Source organism: Amphritea sp. (genome assembly GCF_050300915.1).
Classification (GTDB): Bacteria; Pseudomonadota; Gammaproteobacteria; order Pseudomonadales; family Balneatricaceae; genus Amphritea.
Genome location: NZ_JBNKYN010000027.1, coordinates 29218 through 48575, shown reverse-complemented (window position 1 = coordinate 48575; position 19358 = coordinate 29218). Strand labels below are relative to the sequence as shown.

Genomic DNA, 19358 nt, shown 5'->3' with positions numbered 1-19358 from the left:
TTCATCGCCATCAGGTTGTTCGGTCCGGGAGACATGTTCAGGGCGAAGCATGTGGGAATAAACAGCAGAAGGGTCACGATATCCATTATTCTGATCTGCCTCAGTGGGGTGATGGTTGCCGGGTTGCGTTTATCCGACCAGTTGATTATCGATATACATCATAGAAAAAATACAAGGTAATACTGGTGCTGGCAATCATAACGAAGTAGCGCACCTGTTGTTGCGGCAATTTTCGCGATAGGTGGGCTGCAAAATAGCCACCCAGGACTGTCCCCACCAGAACTATAGAGCCTTCATACCAGGCGATAACACCATCATAGATAAACAGCACGATCGCAATCAGCGAGACAAAGGTTGATATCAGTAGTTTCAGACCGTTCATCCGGTTGATATCGGTATGCCCGGCAAGTGCCAGATAGCTGAGCGCGATGATGCCTAATCCAGCGTTAAAGAATCCGCCATAGAGACACACACCAAATAGCAGAGCGGTGAGTAGTATTGCCGCCGCAGCTGAGGCGTGGCGATGCCGGCTTCCCAGCTGCCTGAGAGTCCGGTTTAGCTGTCGGCCGAAGATAAACAGCAGAGTGGCAAATAGTAGTAGCCAGGGAACCGCTGCTGCAAAAGAGGCCTCTGGAGTCTGTAGCAACAGCCATGCGCCGCAGATACCGCCTGACAGGCTGATCAGAATAAAGCGCGGTAGCTGATCTTTAATCGCCAGAAGGTCTTTTCTGAAAGCCCAGGTGCCACTCATATAACCTGAGCAGGATGCAAATGTGTTGGTAGCGTTGGCGCTAATGGGAGGGACGCCTGCTAACAGCAGTGCCGGGAAGGTGATGAAACTACCCCCGCCAGCAATGGAGTTAAGCACTCCGCCGAGAAATCCGGCAATGAACAGTATTAGCAGGTCGGTGAACATGGGTGTCTGTCCTTTTAGCCAGATCAGTCAGCTGAGCATAGGCCATCAGACAAGTGCATGACAGATACAGGTTTGCTGCTATTTATCACTGATCTGTATGGTTGGTGCGTCAGTGGACTCAGGGGAAGAGCTTGCTCAGCAGATGACGGGCCTGTTTATCTAATAGCTTCTGGTAGTTATCGTTGACTGATCTGACCAGTACTTTGTCCTCTTCTGCCCGGATAATATCGGCCCCGGCCAGCAGGCTGACTTTCAGATCGGGTGCTTCGCTGAGCGCCGTGTGGGTAATTAATTCATTGCTGTCTGTACTGTGGGTCAGATAACGGGCCTCTTCCTGCATTCGGGGGAGCTTCTTATAGTGGCCGCGAACCAGCGCCATATGCAGATTAAGTACCGGTTTAAAACTGCGGATACGCTGTTGGTTGAAGAGTTTATATAAGCGGTTAAAGAGCTGGCTGGCGCAGATCGCATTGATGCCGTGGGAATCATCTTTGTGAGGCTTGAGGAATGCCAGTTGCAGGTCACCGTTGTCGGCTCGGGTTGACTCACCCTGATAGATGGCGATCACCATATCGAGCATGCGGTAGTAGTATGTCTGTAGCTCCTGCAGCTCTTCGCGGTGAAGGTTGTCGGAGTGGCCTGATGCCAGGTCGAGATAAAGCAGATAGCCCGCTTCTTCTGCGGCAACGATTAGTTCAAGCTCCTGTTCAAAGGCATACAGGTCAAGCTGAATCTCATGCTGACTGTTTTCAAACAGTGGATTGGGTGTTTTTTTGCGAGGCTGTAACGCCAGATCGGTCTCTTCGACAACGGTGTCTTCATTTGCCTCAGTGAGTAACAGCGCACTCTCATCCCTGACTTTATGATCAGAAAAGGGAGCAAAGCCGGGCATGTGTGGTGCATCGTTGTCGGGCCGCAGCAGATCAACCAGCTGTTCCGGGTGGGTGTCGTGGAACTGTTCTGCTGTTGTGTCGATATCATCAGTATCTGCGGCTGATTTTGACTGTTGCCAGGTAGGTTGTGACGGATCCTGTGCGGGGGTATTTTCCGCGGCCTTCTGGGTACGGCTGTCGAGGCTAAACCAGCAGCCTGTCAGGGTGATAATGGCGGTAATCAGTGCCAGAATTACTGCCTGTATCAACAACGAGTTAAGGGCGGTCTTGCTGGCTTGTGGATTGAGGTAAAGTTCGAGAATTGCCAGGGTTTCATCCTGCTGTCGGATCAGTACATCCTGCTGAATCAGATTATCCTGCTTTATATCACCCGCCCGGCCCAGCAGACGCTCTTTGGGGTCTGTGAGAACAATTGCAGCGACATGGGGCTGTTTTACCAGTTGACTGAGAACAAAGTTGAGGCTGACGGAGTCTCCGGCCATGAGTGCAGGTTTAATCATGGTAACGGTTTGCTGGCCCAGCAGTTCACCCTGTTGACGGGTCTCTGACTGGGCTATTTTCCCCGCCACAATACTCAGGTAGATACCTGATAGCAGAATGCCTGCGAGTAAAATACAGGCAAGTGTCATCATCAGCCGGGTGCGCTGATTGATAGTGGCTGTGAAACGTGGCGGTTTATCCATATTCCGACGGTTAATAATCCCGGGCTGTAGAGCCTGCAGATAATAACAGCTTAGTTACGCGGCAAAAACGGCTTTTTTGCTGTTTTGCTTTCTCTGTCGATGACCCCCGCTGCCGGGCGGGTTATAATGCCCGGTCTCGACGGAGCAGGATGGTTATGAACGTTAAACAATACATGGCAGAACTGGGTCAGCAGGCACGCCTCGCGTCCCGCGAAATTGCTAAAGCAGATACCAACACCAAGAACCGCGCGTTGCTGGCGATGGCGGACGCTATTGATGCATCCCGTGCAGCGCTGGTGGCGGCGAATGCTGAAGACCTGGAACAGGGCAGGGCCAAGGGCCTGGATGATGCGATGCTGGATCGCCTGGAGCTGAAACAGTCGCAGATCGATACCATGATCGAAGGTTTACGTCAGGTGGCTGCTCTGCCCGATCCGATCGGCGCGATTACCGATATGAACTATCTGCCCAGTGGTATTCAGGTGGGTAAAATGCGTGTGCCGCTGGGGGTGATCGGTATCATCTATGAATCCCGTCCGAATGTGACCGTGGAAGCAGCCAGCCTGTGCCTGAAATCCGGTAATGCTACCATTCTGCGGGGTGGCTCTGAAGCGATTCACAGTAATGCGGCGGTGGCTGAGTGTATTCAGGCCGGTCTTAAAGCCGCCGGGCTGCCTGAGAATATTGTTCAGGTTGTTAAAACCACCGACCGCGACGCGGTCGGTGAACTGATCACCATGCCGCAATATGTCGATGTTATTGTCCCCCGGGGTGGAAAAAGCCTGATTGAGCGGGTCAGTCGTGACGCTAAGGTGATGGTGATCAAACACCTGGATGGCATCTGCCATGTTTATATCGATGACGATGCGGATAAAACCAAAGCGATTAACGTTGCCATTAATGCGAAAACTCACCGCTATGGTACCTGTAATACAATGGAAACCCTGCTGGTGCATGAGGCCCGTGCGGCGGATATTCTGCCTGAGTTAGCCGAACGTTATCAGGAGATTGGGGTTGAGCTGCGTGGTTGTGACAAAACCCGTCAGCTGCTACCAAACATTAACGCCGCAACCGAGCAGGACTGGCAAACCGAGTACCTGGCCCCGATTCTGTCGATTAAGCTGGTCGGTAATATGGCTGAGGCGATTGAACATATTAACCTTTATGGTTCACATCATACGGACTCGATTATTACTGAAAACTACACCAAAGCGCGCAGTTTTTTGCGCGAAGTGGATTCCAGTTCGGTGATGGTGAACGCTTCAACCCGTTTTGCCGATGGTTTTGAATATGGCCTGGGTGCTGAGATCGGTATCTCTACAGATAAGATCCATGCACGCGGCCCGGTGGGCCTCGATGGCCTGACCTCGCAAAAGTATGTGGTGCTGGGTGACGGTCATATTCGTCAGTAACGCGGCATGAGCGTATCCGTTAAAGTCTTCATGGGTGGAACTTTCGATCCCATCCATAATGGACATCTGCGCACAGCGCTTGAAATTCAACAATGGCTGGGGGTGAAGCAGGTCACTCTTATGCCCTCCAAGGCTCCGGTGCATCGTAAACAACCTGAGCGGACCGGTCAGCAGCGTCTGGATATGGTGCGTCTGGCGGTGGCGGATGAACCGGCTCTGGTCGCGGATGACCGGGAGGTTATTTCGGCAGATGCTTCCTATACTGTTCTGACTCTGGAATCGTTTCGTCGGGAACTCGGTACGGCTGAACCGATCTGTATGATACTGGGTATGGATGCCTATCTGTCGCTGCCTAAGTGGGATCGCTGGCAGGAACTTCTGAAACTCTGTCATATCGTGGTGGTGAAGCGGCCAGGATGGATCTATGAGCCTTGCGAGCAGATGCAACAGGTCAGCAGGACTCATGAACTTGACGATATTGACGCCATGCTGCAACACCCTGCGGGTCATGTGATTTTTCGTGAACTGACCCCGCTGGGTATTTCTGCCACCCAGATCAGAGAACTGATCAGGGTAGGGCGCTCCCCCCGTTATCTGATACCGGATGCGGTCTGGGGTTATATAAAACAACACAGGCTCTATAATTTTGAGCAACATAACGAAGGTAAATAATTACTAATGGAAATGGATCAGATGATCATCGCTGTACGTGAAGCCCTTGATGATATGAAAGCACGGGATATTGTCGAGATTGATGTAACCAATAAATCAACCGTGACAGACCGGATGGTGATAGCCAGTGGAACCTCTAAGCGTCATGTGATGTCAATAGGACAGCATGTTCAGGAAGAGATGAAACATCAGGGGTTAATGCCGCTGGGGATTGAAGGACTGGATACCGGTGACTGGGTGCTGGTAGACCTTGGCGACCTGGTGGTACACGTGATGATGCCCGATGCCCGTAGTTTCTACGATCTGGAAAAACTCTGGGGCTACGATGAGGAAGTTGAGCAGGATACTGCGCATTAAACAGTGCAATAGATAAGTTGTACTGACGGTTGAGCGGATATCCCTCTGCCAGATAGATTTAAAGGAAACTGGTTTTTAGTATGAAAATACGCCTTATCGCCGTAGGTACCAAAATGCCTGGCTGGGTTACCGAAGGGTTTAATGAGTATCTGAAACGACTGCCAAACGAGTTTTCACTGGAACTGGTGGAGATCCCTCTTGGGCATCGTGGCAAAGGTGCGGATCTGGCCCGGGCAAAGCGTCAGGAAGGCGAGCTGATGCTGGCGGCGATTCCCAAAGGTGACCGGGTGATTGCGCTGGAAGTGGGCGGCCGCAACTGGAGTACCGAACAGTTGGCCGGGCAGGCTGAGCAGTGGCAGATGTCCGGACAGAATGTCTGTTTGCTGGTCGGCGGCCCTGATGGACTGGCACCGGAATGTGTTGCTATCGCCGATCAGAAGTGGTCGCTGTCGGGGCTGACTCTTCCCCATCCGCTGGTGCGTATCCTGCTGGCGGAGCAATTATACCGGGCCTGGAGCATTCTGCAGGGCCACCCCTATCATAAATAACCTGTTATACAGACCAGTGAAGAATTGTGTAGATGTCAGCGTTTGATAGTCTGAAAGACCATACAAAAGAGGGACGGGTGTTCCTCTCGCGCGCGCTGATCGCTTTTGTCATCGTCCTGTTGCTGATCGGGGTGCTGATCGGCCGACTTTACTACCTGCAGGTCGTTCAGCACGACCAGTTGGCGGCGGTGTCCGATGATAACCGGATTCAGCTGCAGCCGGTGGCACCGACCCGCGGGCTTATCTATGACCGCAACGGCATTCTGCTGGCCGATAACCGCCCCAGTTACAGCGTGACGCTGTTGAAAGAGAAGGTGGGCGACCTGGAACATACGCTGGCAGAGCTGCAAAAACTGATACCGATCACTGAGCGGGAGGTTGAGTCGTTCCGTAAACGTCTGCAACAGCGTCGCCGGCCTTATGAAACGGTACCGTTGAGATTTCGTCTGACCGATGATGAGATTGCCCGCATTGCCGTGAACTATCAACGTTTGCCAGGGGTTCAGGTTGAAGCCGATCTGATTCGCTACTACCCCTTCGGTGCGAGTCTGGTGCATGCCCTGGGTTATGTTGGGCGGATCAACGAAAAAGAGCTGAAGCGGGTCGATCCAAAAAATTACAGCGCGACACACTATATCGGCAAGCTGGGAATTGAGCGGTTTTATGAACCCTTGCTGCATGGCGAAGTTGGCTATCAGAAGGTTGAAACCAACGCCCGTGGGCGGGTCATGCGGGTGCTGGAGCAAACTGATCCGGTGCCCGGCAGAGATATAGTTCTTTATCTGGATATTCGTTTACAGCAAGCAGCAGAAAAACTGGTGGAGGGACGCCGCGCTGCGATTGTGGCTATCGATCCGAAAACTGGCGGAATTCTGGCGCTGGTGAGTAACCCCGGTTATGACCCCAACCTGTTTGTCACCGGAATCAGTACCCAGGACTATAAAGACCTGCGGGAATCCCCTGATCTGCCACTTTTTAACCGGGCGTTACGGGGGCAGTATCCGCCGGGATCAACAATCAAACCGATGGTGGCGATGGGGGTTATCGACAGTGGTGTTGTGAGCCCCACTCATACAGTATTTGACCCTGGTTTTTATACTCTGACCAGCGGTGGACGCCGGTATCGCGACTGGAAACATGGCGGTCATGGAACAGTTGGACTGGATATGGCGATCTATCAATCCTGCGATGTCTGGTTTTACGATGTCGCCAACCGGGCCGGTGTGGATATTATCTCTGACTATCTGGGACGATTTGGTTTTGGTCAGGTCACCAGCCTTGATCTGCCGGAAGCTCTGCCGGGTATTCTGCCCTCTAAAGCCTGGAAGAAAAAAACCGGCAGGGGATCGTGGTTTGCCGGGGATACCCTTAACCTGAGTATCGGTCAGGGCTGGATGCTGGCAACGCCGCTGCAGCTGGCAACGGCGTCAGCAGTGATGGCTAATCGTGGCGAGTGGAAACAACCGCGTATGCTCAAAGGGGTGATGAAGCACAACAAACATAAAGCCGACAAAATTGTTGAAGGCAGTGTTGTTGAAATCACTGGTATGGAAGGAACCAGAGCGGTACTCCCGGATATTAAACTGAAAAGTAATCAGTACTGGAAGCGGATTATCGACGCGATGGTTGAAGTGGTGCATGGTCCACGAGGGACTGCCCGTAAAATTGGTTATGGGCTGGACTTCCAGATTGCCGGTAAAACCGGTACTGCGCAGGTGGTGGGGATCAAGCAAGATGAGGTTTATGACGCCGAGAGCATGGCAGAGCGCCATCGCGATCATGCGCTGTTTATTGCCTTTGCACCCGCAGATAATCCAGAGATTGCGGTATCGGTGATTGTCGAAAATGGCGGCGGTGGTTCGAGTACTGCCGCGCCGATCGCGCGGGATGTGATTGACGCATTTATGGCGCTGAAAAAACAGGATGCTGAAATCGACGAACTGGCTGGAGTCGCAACTGATGGCTGATTTCCAGCGCACTATGCCTGATGCCCAGCCTCACCTGGCACGACGCCGGGGGTTGTGGTCCTATACCCGGCTGGACGCCTGGCTGCTGCTGTTTATTCTGGTGCTCTGTGGTTACGGCTTACTGGTACTGTACAGTGCTTCCGGTGGCGATATGGGGTATGTGGTTAGGCAAGCAATAAGGATGGGCGCGGGGCTGGTTGTGATGACCGTCTTTGCCCAGCTGCGCCCGCAGTTGTTTGCCCGCTGGGCACCGGCGATGTATGTCATCTCCTTAGGTTTATTGCTGGCGGTGTTGCTGGTGGGAGTGGGAGCCAAAGGGGCGCAGCGGTGGATCGCCCTGCCCGGATTTCGTTTCCAGCCCGCCGAGATCGTTAAGCTGGTGTTACCGCTGATGGTTGCCTGTTATCTGGCTAACCGGCCGTTGCCCCCCAGTTTTCGGCATATCGTGATCTCCCTGGTGCTGATTTTTGTGCCGGTGGTGTTGATTATGAAGCAGCCCGACCTTGGAACATCCTTATTGATTGCCGCTTCGGGGGTGTTTGTATTGCTGCTGTCCGGCATATACTGGCGCTATATATTTGGTGCCCTGGCGGTCGCAGCGGCAGGTTTGCCAGGCTTGTGGATGGTGATGAAGGATTATCAGAAACAACGGGTGCTGACCTTTCTTGATCCTGAGAGTGACCCTCTGGGGGCTGGCTGGAATATTATCCAGTCAAAGGCCGCCATCGGCTCCGGTGGCATTGAGGGCAAAGGCTGGATGCTGGGGACTCAGTCGCAACTGGATTTTCTGCCAGAAAGTCATACCGATTTCATTATCGCGGTGATGGGCGAAGAGTTGGGGATGATCGGGATATTGGTGTTGCTGGTTATCTACCTGCTGATTATCGCCCGGGGGCTGGTGATTGCAACCAAAGCACAGGATAGTTTCGGGCGTCTGGTAGCGGGTAGTGTAACGCTGACCTTTTTCGTCTATGTATTTGTCAATATCGGTATGGTCAGTGGCATCCTGCCAGTGGTGGGGGTGCCGCTGCCGCTGGTCAGCTATGGTGGCACCTCGATTGTAACGCTGATGGCTGGCTTTGGTTTGCTGATGTCGGTGCAGGCACACCGGCAGATGATCAGTCATTAAGGGTTAAGGTCAGATAAACATAATAACTCAGCGGTTTTGTTCTGGTGCCACTGTGATAAAGTCATGATTCAGCTGAGGTGCCGGTATCGCAACTCAATCGTTTAAGGAATGCCAGGCTGTTATGGCAAATAAGGTAGGGTGATATGTTCAGAACTAGATTTTCAGGTTTGCTGACCGGCGTTGTATTAAGTGCCGGTCTGGTATGGGGCGCTGCGGTTGCGGCAGATCATACCCATGGCTATGCAGATCACCCTGCAGCGCAGCCGTTTATCTCAGAGATGGTCAGCGAAGGCTTCGATGAAGCTGAGATCAGAGCGGTGCTGGGCTCTGCTGAACGCCAGGACAGTATTATCAAAGCGATCTCCCGTCCGGCGGAAAAACGCCTTAACTGGGGTGAGTATCGCAATATCTTTCTGCGGGATAAGCGTATCAACCAGGGTGTTGAATTCTGGAATGAGTATCAGGATGCGCTGCAACGGGCTGAGCGGGTGTATGCTGTGCCTGCGCAGATTATCGTTGCCATTATCGGTGTTGAAACCCGCTACGGCCGGAATATGGGTAGCTACCGGGTGGTTGATTCATTATCTACCCTTGGTTTTGATTACCCTCCCCGGGGAAAATTCTTTCAGGGGCAGCTAAAAGAGTATTTCTATCTGGTGCGTGAAGAGCATGCAGACCCGTTCAGCTTAAAAGGTTCATATGCCGGCGCGATGGGTTTTGGCCAGTTTATTCCCAGCAGTTTCCGCAACTTTGCCGTCGACTTTGATGGCGATGGCAAGAAAGATATCTGGAATAACCCGGTTGATGCGATCGGTAGTGTCGCCAACTATTTCAGCGCCCATGGCTGGAGAACCGGCGAACCGGTGCGCAGCAATGTGGTGATGGAACAGCTGGCAGATGAAAGCTGGATCAACGCTGATCTGAAACCTCAGCTGACCCTGGCGCAGTGGTCAGAACGGGGGATTCGTACCCGCACCGACCTGAATGCTGAGAATAAAGCGATTCTGCTGCGTCTGGAAACCGAGGGTGAGTTTCAGCACTGGTTTGGCTTGCAGAACTTCTACGTGATCACGCGCTATAACCATAGCCCGCTGTATGCTATGGCGGTGTATGAGCTGAGTGAGGCGGTGGCTGCGAAGCGTAATCAGCTGCTTGCGGATCAGTCCGGCGGCGCGCAGGTTAAGTGATGAAGCGCATAATTCTTGGCCTGGTAGGGCTATCGCTGGTAGCGGTATTGGGCGGCTGTTCTTCCGCGCCCAGTGGGCGCTACGCTGTCGAGAAAGATTATGGCCCTTCAGGTAGTGTCGATGTTTCCCATGTGCCGGATGCTGTGCCCCGGGTTGAACCTAGAAGTAGTGGTGGTAACAGGAGTCCCTATACCGTACTAGGTAAAAGCTATACGGTGATGGCATCAAGCAGTGGCTATAAAGAACGTGGTGTCGCTTCCTGGTATGGTAAGAAATTTCATGGCCATCTGACCTCCAATGGCGAAACTTATAATATGTATGGCATGAGTGCCGCACATAAATCGCTGCCACTGCCCAGTTATGTTCAGGTGACTAATCTCAGTAATGGCAAACGGGTGATCGTGCGGGTAAATGACCGGGGGCCATTCCATGGCGGGCGGATCATTGATCTTTCCTATGCGGCGGCATCCAAGCTGGATATGCTCGGCGGCGGCACCGCCAACGTCGAGGTAGAAGCGATTGATCCACGTAGCTGGGCCAACTCCTCAAGCGCCGTCATTGCTACAGGAAACCGTGCACTGGCACCGCCGGAAGCTGTCAATCCTGCCGTCGGAGCGCGTTATCTGCAGGTGGGCGCCTTTGGATTGGAAGCTACCGCAATTGAGGCAAAACAACAGTTGCAAACGATGTTGCCAGGGTATCAGGTGCGAATTGTGCCGCTAAAACTGCAGGACCGCACTCTCTATCGGGTACAGGTTGGTCCTGTAAAGCTGAATGCGAATCTGGCTGAGCTGGTGTCAAGAGTCGAAGCGGCAGGCTATCTTCGTCCACATTTGGTAGACTAGGCGCTGTTAAAAAATTTGGCTAAAGGAAACCGCTGACTATCGGTCGAACCTTTAGGCTATTTGCCGGTCTCAGCTGTATCTGGACCCTCTGTAACCGTAAAAAAAGTATCTATAAAACACTATGATTAGAAAATTTGTTTTTCGCTCCTTACCGTTTCGCCTGTTGCTTCTCTTCTTCTGTTTTTCCTCGCTGTCCGCTCAGGCCGCGAAGATAACCCCTGCGCCCCCTCAGGTGGCTGCCCGGGCGTATATCGTTATGGATGCGGATACGGGTAAAGTGATCATGGCCAGCCGGGAGAATGAGCGCTTTCCCCCCGCCAGTCTGACTAAGATGATGACCAGCTATATTCTGGAAGGTGAACTGACCAAAGGAAATGTCAGTAAGAGCGACCTGGTGCCGGTTTCGGTAAAAGCCTGGCGTGCTCCGGGGTCACGGATGTTTATTCAGGAAGGCACCCAGGTGCTGTTGAGTGACCTGCTGAAAGGGATCATTATCCAGTCGGGGAACGATGCCAGTGTTGCTGTCGCTGAGTATATTGCTGGGAGTGAAGCTGCGTTCGCCGATATGATGAACCAGCATGCTGCTTTGCTGGGTATGCAAAACAGCCACTTTATGAACGCCACCGGGCTGCCATCGGAGGAACACTACTCCTCGGCCTATGATCTGGCGCTGCTGGCCCAGGCGATCATTCAGAAATATCCTGAACAGTACGGTGTATATTCGGAAAAGTATTTCACCTATAACAAGATTCGTCAGCCAAACCGCAATAAGTTACTGTGGCGGGATGATTCAGTCGATGGTCTGAAAACCGGCCATACCGATGCCGCAGGTTACTGTCTGGTGGCTTCCGCAAAACGGGACGGTATGCGCCTGATTACCGTTGTTATGGGTACCAGCAGTGAAGAGGCGCGGGCACAGGAGAGTCAGAAACTGCTGGCGTATGCGTTCCGTTATTTCCGTACGCATAAACTCTATGATGCCGGTCAGGTGCTGGAAACAGCTAAAGTGTGGGCCGGGCAGCAGAATCAGCTGAAAGTGGGGCTGGAAAATGCGATGGCGATCACCATTCCACGGGGTGAGGGTGAGCAGCTGCAAGCGGTGCTGGATCTGGATAAGGTAATTAAAGCACCGATCGAAAAAGGCCAGCGCTTTGGTACCCTGAAAGTGATGATTGAGGACAAGGTGGTTGCTGAAGCACCGGTCATCGCTCTGGAAAGTATTGCTGAAGCGGGACTGCTGCAACGTATCTGGGATGCTATTGCGCTATTCTTCTATAATCTGATCAACTGACCCAGGGGGTCTGATGAATGGATGCCCGGGCTTGGCGGATAACCTGAGTTCGGGCATCTGTCGTTAAATGAAGATGAAAACAGTCTTTCTGAATGGTGAATTTATCGCCGAAGAGCAGGCGAAAATATCGGTTTTTGACCGGGGTTTTCTGTTTGGTGATAGCGTATATGAAGTGATTCCTTTCTATCGGGGGCAGGGGTTCCGGCTGGATGAGCACCTGCAACGATTGGACTACAGTCTGCGGGCATTACAAATTACGGCTGATTATGATTGGAAATCCATCTTAACTCACCTGGTTGAACTGAATGGCGGCGGTAACCTGTCTGTCTATCTGCAGATCAGCCGGGGGTGTTCCGGTCACCGCAGTCATATCTATGATGCAGACATGGTGCCGACGGTGTTTGCCTGCTGTAGCCTGATTAAAGATATCTACGCCGCCGGTGCGGAATCGGTTGTCGGGGTAAAGGCAATAGTGACCGCTGATCTGCGTTGGGGCCGTTGCGATATCAAGAGTACCGGCCTGCTACCCAACATTCTTGTTATGCAGCAGGCACGTCAGGCGGGGGTGCAGGAAGCGCTGATGATCCGCGATGGACTGCTGACCGAAGGAGCCTCTTGTAATCTGATGCTGGTGGATAAAGGGGTGATCTACACACCCAAGCGTGGCTCCGAGATTCTTGGGGGGACAACCCGGGAGCTGATACTGGAGCTGGCGGCTGAAAACGGTATTCCCACCCAGGAGGTGGATATCGATTATGAGCGTCTGATGTCTGCCGATGAGGTTTGGGTTAGCAGCTCTACCCGGGCGGTAGTGCCGGTGCTGGAAATTGATGGTCAGCCGGTGGCTGATGGCAACAAAGGGCCGCTATGGGCGAGAATGTTTGACCTGTTTACCCGTTATCAAAATGATCTGATGAACGGTTGAGTGATTGAGAGATAGTTATGGCAGAGAATACTGAGCAAGAAGCACCAAAGATTGAGTTCCCCTGTGCAGATTACCCGATTAAGGTAATCGGCCGCGATGGGCCTGATTTTCAGGAGGTAGTGATCGAGGTGGTGCGTGTCCATGTGCCGGATCTTGATATCAATAAAATTGAGATTCAGGGCAGCAGTAAAGGCACCTTCACCTCAATTCGCATGAAAATTACAGCCACAGGCCATGAACAGCTGAAAGCGCTGCATCAGGATCTTCTGAGCACGGGTCGTGTGCAGATGGTGATGTGATGCCGTTGTTACCGCAACCTGAAACTATAGTCATCCGAGACCTGGGCCTGGTGGAGTATCTGCCGACCTGGCAGGCGATGCAGGATTTTACCGCGTCACGGGACGAACACAGTGTCGATGAGATCTGGGTGCTGGAGCACCACCCGGTGTTTACTCAGGGGCATGCGGGCAATGCAGAGCATCTGCTCGGCACTGGTGATATTCCTGTCGTTCAGGTCGACCGTGGTGGTCAGGTAACCTATCACGGTCCGGGACAACTGGTTGTCTACCTGCTGCTCAATCTCAGACGGAAAAAGTTTGGTGTGAAAGAGCTGGTCGCACGGATGGAGGCCAGTATTATTGAGTTGCTGGCAGGCTATGGTGTGGAAGCCTATGCCCGGGCAGATGCGCCCGGTGTGTATGTCAATGAAGCAAAAATCTGCTCGCTGGGATTGCGGGTACGTAAAGGCTGTTCGTTTCACGGACTGGCCTTTAATCTGGATATGGATCTCGAACCTTTTAACCGGATCAACCCCTGTGGTTATGCCGGTATGGCAGTTACCCGATTGAAAAACCTGGTCGATACCCTCGACAGAGAGTCCGTTAAGGATTCACTTACAGAAATACTGGTGAAAAGACTCGACTATAACGAGCGCACCAATGCTAACTCGTTGGAAGGTACAGATGTCTGAGAATAGTGAAAAAGTGCAAACTGCAGCGGCGGTAGTCGATAAGCCGCAGCGTGCTGAAGCGGGTGTGAAACTGCGCGGAGCGGAAAAGGTCTCGCGGATCCCGGTTAAGGTGATTCCCACCGAGCGGGATCAGATTCTGCGCAAGCCTGAGTGGCTGCGGGTATCTCTGGGTACCTCGCCCAAAGTACAGGGAATCAAAAATAAGCTGCGTAAGCATAAGCTGGCGTCGGTCTGTGAAGAGGCCAGCTGCCCGAATCTGGGCGAATGCTTCAGCCATGGTACGGCCACCTTCATGATAATGGGGGATATCTGTACCCGTCGCTGTCCGTTCTGTGATGTTGCTCATGGCCGGCCTAAACCACTGCCTGAAAATGAACCTGCTGAACTGGCTGAAGCGATTGCGGATATGGGACTGCGCTATGTGGTGATTACCTCGGTCGACCGTGATGATCTGCGCGATGGCGGGGCAGAGCACTTTGCCCGTTGCATCACCGAGACCCGTAAGGCGGTACCATCGATTCAGGTGGAGACTCTGGTGCCGGATTTCCGTGGACGGATGGAGATTGCTCTGGATATTCTGCAACAAACGCCCCCGGACGTGTTTAACCACAACATGGAGACCGTACCGCGTCTGTATCGCAAGGTTCGCCCCGGTGCCGATTATCAGTGGTCACTAGAGTTGCTGCAGAAGTATAAGCAGCGCTGTCCGGATGTGCGGACGAAGTCCGGCCTGATGGTTGGGGTGGGTGAGACCAAAGAGGAGATCATCGAGGTATTGAAAGATCTGCGAGCGCACGATGTGGATATGCTCACCATCGGTCAGTATCTGCAGCCCAGTCGCGATCACCTGCCGTTAGATCGTTATGTCACCCCGGAAGAGTTTGCTGAGTATGCCCGGGTGGCAAAAGAGCTGGGCTTCTCACAGGTTGCCAGTGGCCCGCTGGTGCGCTCTTCCTACCATGCTGATCTGCAGGCTAAAGGTGAAAAAATCAGCTGATGCGTCGCGCTCAACTGCTTAAACTACTGCTGTCAGTGGTGATCCTGGTCATCACCCTGGCGGTGGTGGAGTATAAGATCGGCTGGTATAGCCTGCTGACCTCCTGGCAGGGCTTTTCCCTGGGGACGCTGGTGTTGCTGGTGGTCCTCTCACTCAGCAGTAATGCCCTGCGTGCACTGCGGATCAGGATCAGCTTTGAGCTGCCTGGCCGGCGTTACCCACAGATGTTTTATCTCAGTACCAACCATAATCTACTCAATAATCTGCTGCCGATGCGTACCGGTGAGGTGGCGTTTCCGGTGTTGATTAAGCGTTATTTTGGTATCGGGCTGATGAGCTCATCCTCGCACCTGTTGCTCTATCGGTTACTGGACCTGGTGGCGCTGTTATCCGTTGCGGGTGTGCTGGCGGTATGGCAGTTTAATCCGCTAGCCTCCGTGGGGCTGGCACTGGTGACGGTCGTGGGATTATTACTCTTTGATCAGGGCAAACGTTTAGTCGTTTGGCTGCTGGGGCGTTTCAGTCACCCGAAACTGGTAAAGTTGGCGCAGGCGCTGGCTGTATTGCCAACCCGGGGCGGGCATTTTGGCGCCATCGTGCTCACCACCTACGCCATCTGGCTGACTAAGCTACTGGCGTTTCTTGGGGTGGTGCTGCAGTTGTCCGAGCTCACCCTGACACAGGCGGTAACCAGTGTGGCGCTTGCTGATCTTTCCTCGATTCTGCCAATTCATGGGGTTGCTGGTTCGGGCACTTTCGAAGCTGCTTTTGTGCTGGCCGGACAGTTCTATGCCATCGATACGACAGCGCTGCTTAAAGTGGCAGTGCAGCTGCATCTGTTTCTGTTGCTGATGTCATTTGTTGCCTTCGGGTTGGGGTGGCTGGTGGCAAAGATTTTTCACCGTCAGGAGGCCTTGCAGGCAGAAACGGAATGACCTGCAATACCTGCTATGACGGGCTTTACCTTCATATCAAAAGGGCTTTGTGATAGAGTCCGCTTACACTTTTAATGACCTGAATCCGGATAATTTATGAAATCATTATCAATCGTCGTACCGATGTATAAAGAAGAGGATTGCGTCTTTCCGCTGGTTGAGCGGGTGCATGAATGCCTCAGTGATTATGCCGGTAAGTGGGAACTTATCTGCGTCGATGATGGTAGTCCGGATAATACTGTTAACCGTCTCTACGAGGCGCAGCAGCAGTGGGGTGATCACCTGCGGGTGGTGGGGCTGCAGCGTAACTTTGGTCAGACCGCCGCAATGCAGGCCGGTATTGATGCGGCCCGGGGTGAAATTATTGTCACTATGGATGGCGATCTGCAAAATGATCCCGCTGATATCCAGCGCATGATCGTGGAGATGGAAGAGCGCGATCTGGATATGTTGCAGGGCTGGCGCAAACAGCGGGAAGATGAATCAACCCGTAAGTTCTTCTCTCGTCAGGCCAATCGCCTGATTGCAAAAGTAACCGGTGTGCGTCTGCATGATTATGGCTGCAGCCTGAAAGTGTATCGTGCCAGTGTGATTAAACAGGTGCGTCTGTTTGGTGAGATGCATCGCTTTATTCCGGTCTGGGTTGCCTCTGTGACTCAACCGTCGCGTATTGGTGAAACCGTGGTTGATCACCATGCCCGCCAGTTTGGCGAATCTAAATACGGTTTGTCACGCACCTTCCGGGTTATTCTTGATCTGCTGGTGGTGTTCTTCTTCCTCAAATTCAAAGCGCGTCCGGGCCATTTTTTTGGTTATCTCGGTCTGGGGATGGGGGTACTGGGGTCTCTGATTATGACCTGGCTGATGGGGGTTAAACTGTTCCTCGGTGAGGATATCGGTAGCCGGCCACTGTTTATGATTGGCATCTTCCTGTTGGTGGTTTCGCTGCAGTTTATCACCACCGGCGTACTGGCCGAGATGATGTCACGGATCTTCTTTGAAACCTCGAACACTCGTGGTTATACCCTGCGTGAAAAACTGAACAATGACGATGAAGGGCGCTGGTTTACGCAACAGCCTGACGTAACGGATGAGACCTCTGCGCATGACGCCGACTCTGCGCCAAACTAACCTCTTCCACTACGGGCTGCTGTTCACCGCTCTCTTTTTTGCGTTCTTCTGGAATATCTGGGGCTTTCCTCTCTTCGATCTGGATGAGGGAGCCTTCTCTGAAGCCACCCGGGAGATGCTGGTCAATAGCAATTTTGCCGCCACCTATCTGGATGGCGAGCCCCGTTACGACAAACCCATACTGAGTTATTGGTTTCAGGCGCTCAGTGTTTCACTGTTTGATCTGAGCGAGTTCTCCCTGCGGCTACCCTCTGCGATTGCGGCCAGCTGCTGGTTGCTGGTGTGTTACCGATTTGCCGCTCAGCAATGGAACCGAACGACCGCATTGTATGCGGTGCTGATTATGGCCAATACCCTGTGGATCGGGATTATCGGTAAGGCCGCTATCGCCGATGCCTGGCTCAACCTGTTTATGACCCTGACCCTGCTGGATATGTGGCGTCACTGGCAGAATCCGGCACGTTCGCTACTGCTGCGGGTCTATCTGTGGATGGCATTGGGGTTGCTGGCTAAAGGGCCGGTAGCGGTGCTGGTACCGCTGTTGGTCAGTGGCATCTTCTATATCATTCAGGGGGAGTGGCGGCGCTGGCTGGCGGCCATCTTTTATCTGCCGGGCTGGGTGCTGTTACTGGTCATCCTTACTCCGTGGTTATGGCTGGTGTATCAGGATCAGGGGATAGGTTTCTTTCAGGGCTTCCTGCTGGATCATAATCTGAAGCGTTTCAGTGACACCCGGGAAGGTCATGGTGGTGCGCTCTGGTATTACCTCATCGCGCTGCCATTGGTACTACTGCCGTTCAGCTCCGCGCTGTTTACCCTGCTACGTCATCTGCGGGACTATTGTAAGGACTCACTTACCCTCTATCTTATGATCTGGCTGGGTGTGGTGTTTGTGCTGGTATCGGTGTCCGGTACTCAGCTGCCCCACTATGTGGTCTACGGTATCAGTGGTTTGCTGCTGCTGTTTGCCCATTACCGGGAGCGTCTGTTTCGTGGCTGGGGGTTGGTGTTGCCGCTGCTGTTTTTTGTGCTGATGGTCGCGCTGCCCTGGATTTTGCAATCCGCCGCAGTCACTAGCCGAAAACTTTATGAGCAGGAGATGCTGGGGCGGGTCTGGGAGGTTGTCGGAATGCCCTACATTGCGGCGAGTATTATCGCTCTGCTGTTAACGCTGGCGGTGATCTTTACCAAGAAACTGGAACGGCCCGCTAAGTTTGTGGCTATCGGCTTTATTCAGACGCTGTTTGTGTTTACCTTCTTTATTCAGGTGATGGCCGGGTTACAGCAGCAACCGGTTCAGGAAGCGGCGGTTATCGCCCGCACACTGAGTGACAAACATGTGGTTGCTTATGGGGTGCATCGCCCTAGTTTCAGTGTCTATCGGGATGCTATAACGCCGCAAGACCGGTCGCCCGAAGCGGGTGATGTGATCTTTACCGATGCGGATAATTTTCTGAAATTACAGCAGAAAAACCCCGATGCTGTATTAGATCTGTTGTTCAGTAAGGGTGGTATCAGACTGGTGGAGTGGCGTGATGCAAAGCCTGCTGGCACAAATTAAACAGTGCTTTATCGTTGCCGAACTGCCTGTCCGGCTGGATAGCTCGAAGCACAGTCTCAATGATCAATATGATGCACAGGCATTAAAGCGGTTAACCCAGATCGCCCTGGTGTTACTCGGCGTTGCACTGCTGCTCTGGCTGGTGGCCGGATATCACGGCGCATTTCATCTGTTTAATCAGTTTACCCCCTATTTTCCGGCAGCGTTCTGGCAGATCGTTACATTTATGGGGGATACCACCTTCGTGTTGACGCTGGCCCTGTTTGTCGCCCGGCGTAAACCAGAACTACTCTGGGTGCTTTTTATTGCTGCCATCTATGGCACCCTGGTGACTCACGGGCTGAAAACACTTTTTGGTACTGAGCGTCCTCCTGTGGCACTCCTGGTGGGTGACTATAACCTGGTGGGAAAAGCATTGAGAAACGGCAGCTTCCCCTCCGGCCACTCTTTTACCGCTTTTGCGTTTGTCGCGGTGGCTTATTACTTCTTCGATCATCGGCGCCTGCGTCTTGGTCTGCTGTTGTTAGGCGGACTGATCGGTCTGAGTCGGGTGATGGTAGCAGCGCATTGGCCGGTTGATGTGCTGGTAGGCGGCGCGCTGGGGATGCTGGTCACTGTGGCTGCGGTTAAAACGGCGAAGCTATCAGACATTGGTTTTCGCAGACCGATGCACCTGTTTATTGTCTTCCTGTTACTGGTGGCAGCCTTGATGATTATGTCCGGGCATACGGGTGGTTATTCACAGGCGCAACTGTTTGCAAAAGTGATCGCTTTCGCTGCGTTACTGGTTTTTGTTTGTGAATACTTCCTGCCAGCGCGTCAACCGCGAATCCCTGACGCTGGCAGATATTAAACTTTCACTACAACCTGTCTGAGTCTTTAAATCACGGAGCCGGTTGTGGCATAATACATATATTAGAGTTTTCTTATATATGTTGT

19 protein-coding genes are annotated in these 19358 nt (G+C 52.9%); 17 read left to right on the top strand and 2 right to left on the bottom strand.

The window, feature by feature from the left end:
• Nucleotides 1–145: 145 nt before the first annotated feature.
• Nucleotides 146–916 (bottom strand): sulfite exporter TauE/SafE family protein, encoded by a 771-nt coding sequence (locus tag ACQY8X_RS09375; protein ID WP_428034883.1) that lies wholly within the window; start codon nucleotides 914–916, stop codon nucleotides 146–148.
• 118 nt (nucleotides 917–1034) lie between these two features.
• Complete coding sequence (locus ACQY8X_RS09370) at nucleotides 1035–2492, bottom strand: hypothetical protein (protein ID WP_428034882.1); 1458 nt, start codon at nucleotides 2490–2492, stop codon at nucleotides 1035–1037.
• A gap of 155 nt (nucleotides 2493–2647) precedes the next feature.
• Here ACQY8X_RS09370 and ACQY8X_RS09365 point away from each other — a divergent pair, with 155 nt between their 5' ends.
• The 17 genes from ACQY8X_RS09365 (at nucleotide 2648) to ACQY8X_RS09285 (ending at nucleotide 19272) form a co-directional block, all read left to right on the top strand.
• On the top strand, nucleotides 2648–3904 hold the full coding sequence (locus ACQY8X_RS09365; protein WP_428034881.1) for a glutamate-5-semialdehyde dehydrogenase: 1257 nt from the start codon (nucleotides 2648–2650) through the stop codon (nucleotides 3902–3904).
• Between the two features lie 6 nt (nucleotides 3905–3910).
• Entirely contained in the window at nucleotides 3911–4576 is a 666-nt protein-coding gene (gene nadD, locus ACQY8X_RS09360) for a nicotinate-nucleotide adenylyltransferase (protein WP_428034880.1), read from the top strand.
• 6 nt (nucleotides 4577–4582) lie between these two features.
• On the top strand, nucleotides 4583–4933 hold the full coding sequence (gene rsfS / locus ACQY8X_RS09355) for a ribosome silencing factor (RefSeq protein ID WP_299195107.1): 351 nt from the start codon (nucleotides 4583–4585) through the stop codon (nucleotides 4931–4933).
• 80 nt (nucleotides 4934–5013) lie between these two features.
• Complete coding sequence (gene rlmH, locus ACQY8X_RS09350) at nucleotides 5014–5481, top strand: 23S rRNA (pseudouridine(1915)-N(3))-methyltransferase RlmH (RefSeq protein WP_428034879.1); 468 nt, start codon at nucleotides 5014–5016, stop codon at nucleotides 5479–5481.
• A gap of 32 nt (nucleotides 5482–5513) precedes the next feature.
• The gene (mrdA, locus tag ACQY8X_RS09345) at nucleotides 5514–7448 is read left to right on the top strand and encodes a penicillin-binding protein 2 (protein WP_428034878.1); all 1935 of its coding nucleotides are present in this window, start codon (nucleotides 5514–5516) and stop codon (nucleotides 7446–7448) included.
• On the top strand, nucleotides 7441–8577 hold the full coding sequence (gene rodA / locus ACQY8X_RS09340) for a rod shape-determining protein RodA (RefSeq protein ID WP_428034884.1): 1137 nt from the start codon (nucleotides 7441–7443) through the stop codon (nucleotides 8575–8577). The genes mrdA and rodA overlap by 8 nt, the downstream gene beginning before the upstream one ends.
• A 143-nt stretch (nucleotides 8578–8720) precedes the next feature.
• Nucleotides 8721–9764: a lytic murein transglycosylase B gene (mltB, locus tag ACQY8X_RS09335; RefSeq protein WP_428034877.1), complete on the top strand. Its 1044-nt coding sequence runs from the start codon at nucleotides 8721–8723 to the stop codon at nucleotides 9762–9764.
• Nucleotides 9764–10609 carry a septal ring lytic transglycosylase RlpA family protein gene (locus ACQY8X_RS09330; RefSeq protein WP_428034876.1) on the top strand — a complete coding sequence of 282 codons (846 nt, stop codon included), beginning with the start codon at nucleotides 9764–9766 and terminating at the stop codon, nucleotides 10607–10609. The genes mltB and ACQY8X_RS09330 overlap by 1 nt, the downstream gene beginning before the upstream one ends.
• 121 nt (nucleotides 10610–10730) lie before the next feature.
• Complete coding sequence (locus ACQY8X_RS09325; protein WP_428034875.1) at nucleotides 10731–11900, top strand: D-alanyl-D-alanine carboxypeptidase family protein; 1170 nt, start codon at nucleotides 10731–10733, stop codon at nucleotides 11898–11900.
• Between the two features lie 67 nt (nucleotides 11901–11967).
• Nucleotides 11968–12825, top strand: a complete 858-nt coding sequence (locus ACQY8X_RS09320; RefSeq protein ID WP_428034874.1) for an aminotransferase class IV — start codon at nucleotides 11968–11970, stop codon at nucleotides 12823–12825.
• Between the two features lie 17 nt (nucleotides 12826–12842).
• Complete coding sequence (locus ACQY8X_RS09315; protein WP_428034873.1) at nucleotides 12843–13124, top strand: YbeD family protein; 282 nt, start codon at nucleotides 12843–12845, stop codon at nucleotides 13122–13124.
• Nucleotides 13124–13795: a lipoyl(octanoyl) transferase LipB gene (gene lipB / locus ACQY8X_RS09310; protein WP_428034872.1), complete on the top strand. Its 672-nt coding sequence runs from the start codon at nucleotides 13124–13126 to the stop codon at nucleotides 13793–13795. Before ACQY8X_RS09315 ends, lipB begins: the two co-directional genes overlap by 1 nt.
• Nucleotides 13788–14792: a lipoyl synthase gene (lipA, locus tag ACQY8X_RS09305; RefSeq protein WP_428034871.1), complete on the top strand. Its 1005-nt coding sequence runs from the start codon at nucleotides 13788–13790 to the stop codon at nucleotides 14790–14792. Before lipB ends, lipA begins: the two co-directional genes overlap by 8 nt.
• Entirely contained in the window at nucleotides 14792–15727 is a 936-nt protein-coding gene (locus tag ACQY8X_RS09300; protein WP_428034870.1) for a lysylphosphatidylglycerol synthase domain-containing protein, read from the top strand. The genes lipA and ACQY8X_RS09300 overlap by 1 nt, the downstream gene beginning before the upstream one ends.
• 96 nt (nucleotides 15728–15823) lie before the next feature.
• Nucleotides 15824–16858: a glycosyltransferase family 2 protein gene (locus ACQY8X_RS09295; RefSeq protein ID WP_428034869.1), complete on the top strand. Its 1035-nt coding sequence runs from the start codon at nucleotides 15824–15826 to the stop codon at nucleotides 16856–16858.
• Nucleotides 16818–18419, top strand: a complete 1602-nt coding sequence (locus ACQY8X_RS09290) for an ArnT family glycosyltransferase (RefSeq protein ID WP_428034868.1) — start codon at nucleotides 16818–16820, stop codon at nucleotides 18417–18419. Before ACQY8X_RS09295 ends, ACQY8X_RS09290 begins: the two co-directional genes overlap by 41 nt.
• Nucleotides 18394–19272 carry a phosphatase PAP2 family protein gene (locus tag ACQY8X_RS09285; RefSeq protein ID WP_428034867.1) on the top strand — a complete coding sequence of 293 codons (879 nt, stop codon included), beginning with the start codon at nucleotides 18394–18396 and terminating at the stop codon, nucleotides 19270–19272. The genes ACQY8X_RS09290 and ACQY8X_RS09285 overlap by 26 nt, the downstream gene beginning before the upstream one ends.
• Nucleotides 19273–19358: the final 86 nt, after the last annotated feature.

What these genes read in the sequence shown, in the direction of transcription:
- ACQY8X_RS09365 (WP_428034881.1), top strand. Translation starts at nt 2,648, where the DNA reads ATGAACGTTAAACAATACATGGCAGAACTGGGTCAGCAGGCACGCCTC.
- ACQY8X_RS09375 (WP_428034883.1), bottom strand. Translation starts at nt 916, where the DNA reads ATGTTCACCGACCTGCTAATACTGTTCATTGCCGGATTTCTCGGCGGA.
- ACQY8X_RS09320 (WP_428034874.1), top strand. Translation starts at nt 11,968, where the DNA reads ATGAAGATGAAAACAGTCTTTCTGAATGGTGAATTTATCGCCGAAGAG.
- ACQY8X_RS09285 (WP_428034867.1), top strand. Translation starts at nt 18,394, where the DNA reads ATGCAAAGCCTGCTGGCACAAATTAAACAGTGCTTTATCGTTGCCGAA.
- ACQY8X_RS09370 (WP_428034882.1), bottom strand. Translation starts at nt 2,492, where the DNA reads ATGGATAAACCGCCACGTTTCACAGCCACTATCAATCAGCGCACCCGG.
- rlmH (WP_428034879.1), top strand. Translation starts at nt 5,014, where the DNA reads ATGAAAATACGCCTTATCGCCGTAGGTACCAAAATGCCTGGCTGGGTT.
- ACQY8X_RS09300 (WP_428034870.1), top strand. Translation starts at nt 14,792, where the DNA reads ATGCGTCGCGCTCAACTGCTTAAACTACTGCTGTCAGTGGTGATCCTG.
- ACQY8X_RS09290 (WP_428034868.1), top strand. Translation starts at nt 16,818, where the DNA reads ATGAGACCTCTGCGCATGACGCCGACTCTGCGCCAAACTAACCTCTTC.
- nadD (WP_428034880.1), top strand. Translation starts at nt 3,911, where the DNA reads ATGAGCGTATCCGTTAAAGTCTTCATGGGTGGAACTTTCGATCCCATC.
- lipA (WP_428034871.1), top strand. Translation starts at nt 13,788, where the DNA reads ATGTCTGAGAATAGTGAAAAAGTGCAAACTGCAGCGGCGGTAGTCGAT.
- lipB (WP_428034872.1), top strand. Translation starts at nt 13,124, where the DNA reads ATGCCGTTGTTACCGCAACCTGAAACTATAGTCATCCGAGACCTGGGC.
- ACQY8X_RS09315 (WP_428034873.1), top strand. Translation starts at nt 12,843, where the DNA reads ATGGCAGAGAATACTGAGCAAGAAGCACCAAAGATTGAGTTCCCCTGT.
- mltB (WP_428034877.1), top strand. Translation starts at nt 8,721, where the DNA reads ATGTTCAGAACTAGATTTTCAGGTTTGCTGACCGGCGTTGTATTAAGT.
- rsfS (WP_299195107.1), top strand. Translation starts at nt 4,583, where the DNA reads ATGGAAATGGATCAGATGATCATCGCTGTACGTGAAGCCCTTGATGAT.
- mrdA (WP_428034878.1), top strand. Translation starts at nt 5,514, where the DNA reads ATGTCAGCGTTTGATAGTCTGAAAGACCATACAAAAGAGGGACGGGTG.
- ACQY8X_RS09325 (WP_428034875.1), top strand. Translation starts at nt 10,731, where the DNA reads ATGATTAGAAAATTTGTTTTTCGCTCCTTACCGTTTCGCCTGTTGCTT.
- ACQY8X_RS09295 (WP_428034869.1), top strand. Translation starts at nt 15,824, where the DNA reads ATGAAATCATTATCAATCGTCGTACCGATGTATAAAGAAGAGGATTGC.
- ACQY8X_RS09330 (WP_428034876.1), top strand. Translation starts at nt 9,764, where the DNA reads ATGAAGCGCATAATTCTTGGCCTGGTAGGGCTATCGCTGGTAGCGGTA.
- rodA (WP_428034884.1), top strand. Translation starts at nt 7,441, where the DNA reads ATGGCTGATTTCCAGCGCACTATGCCTGATGCCCAGCCTCACCTGGCA.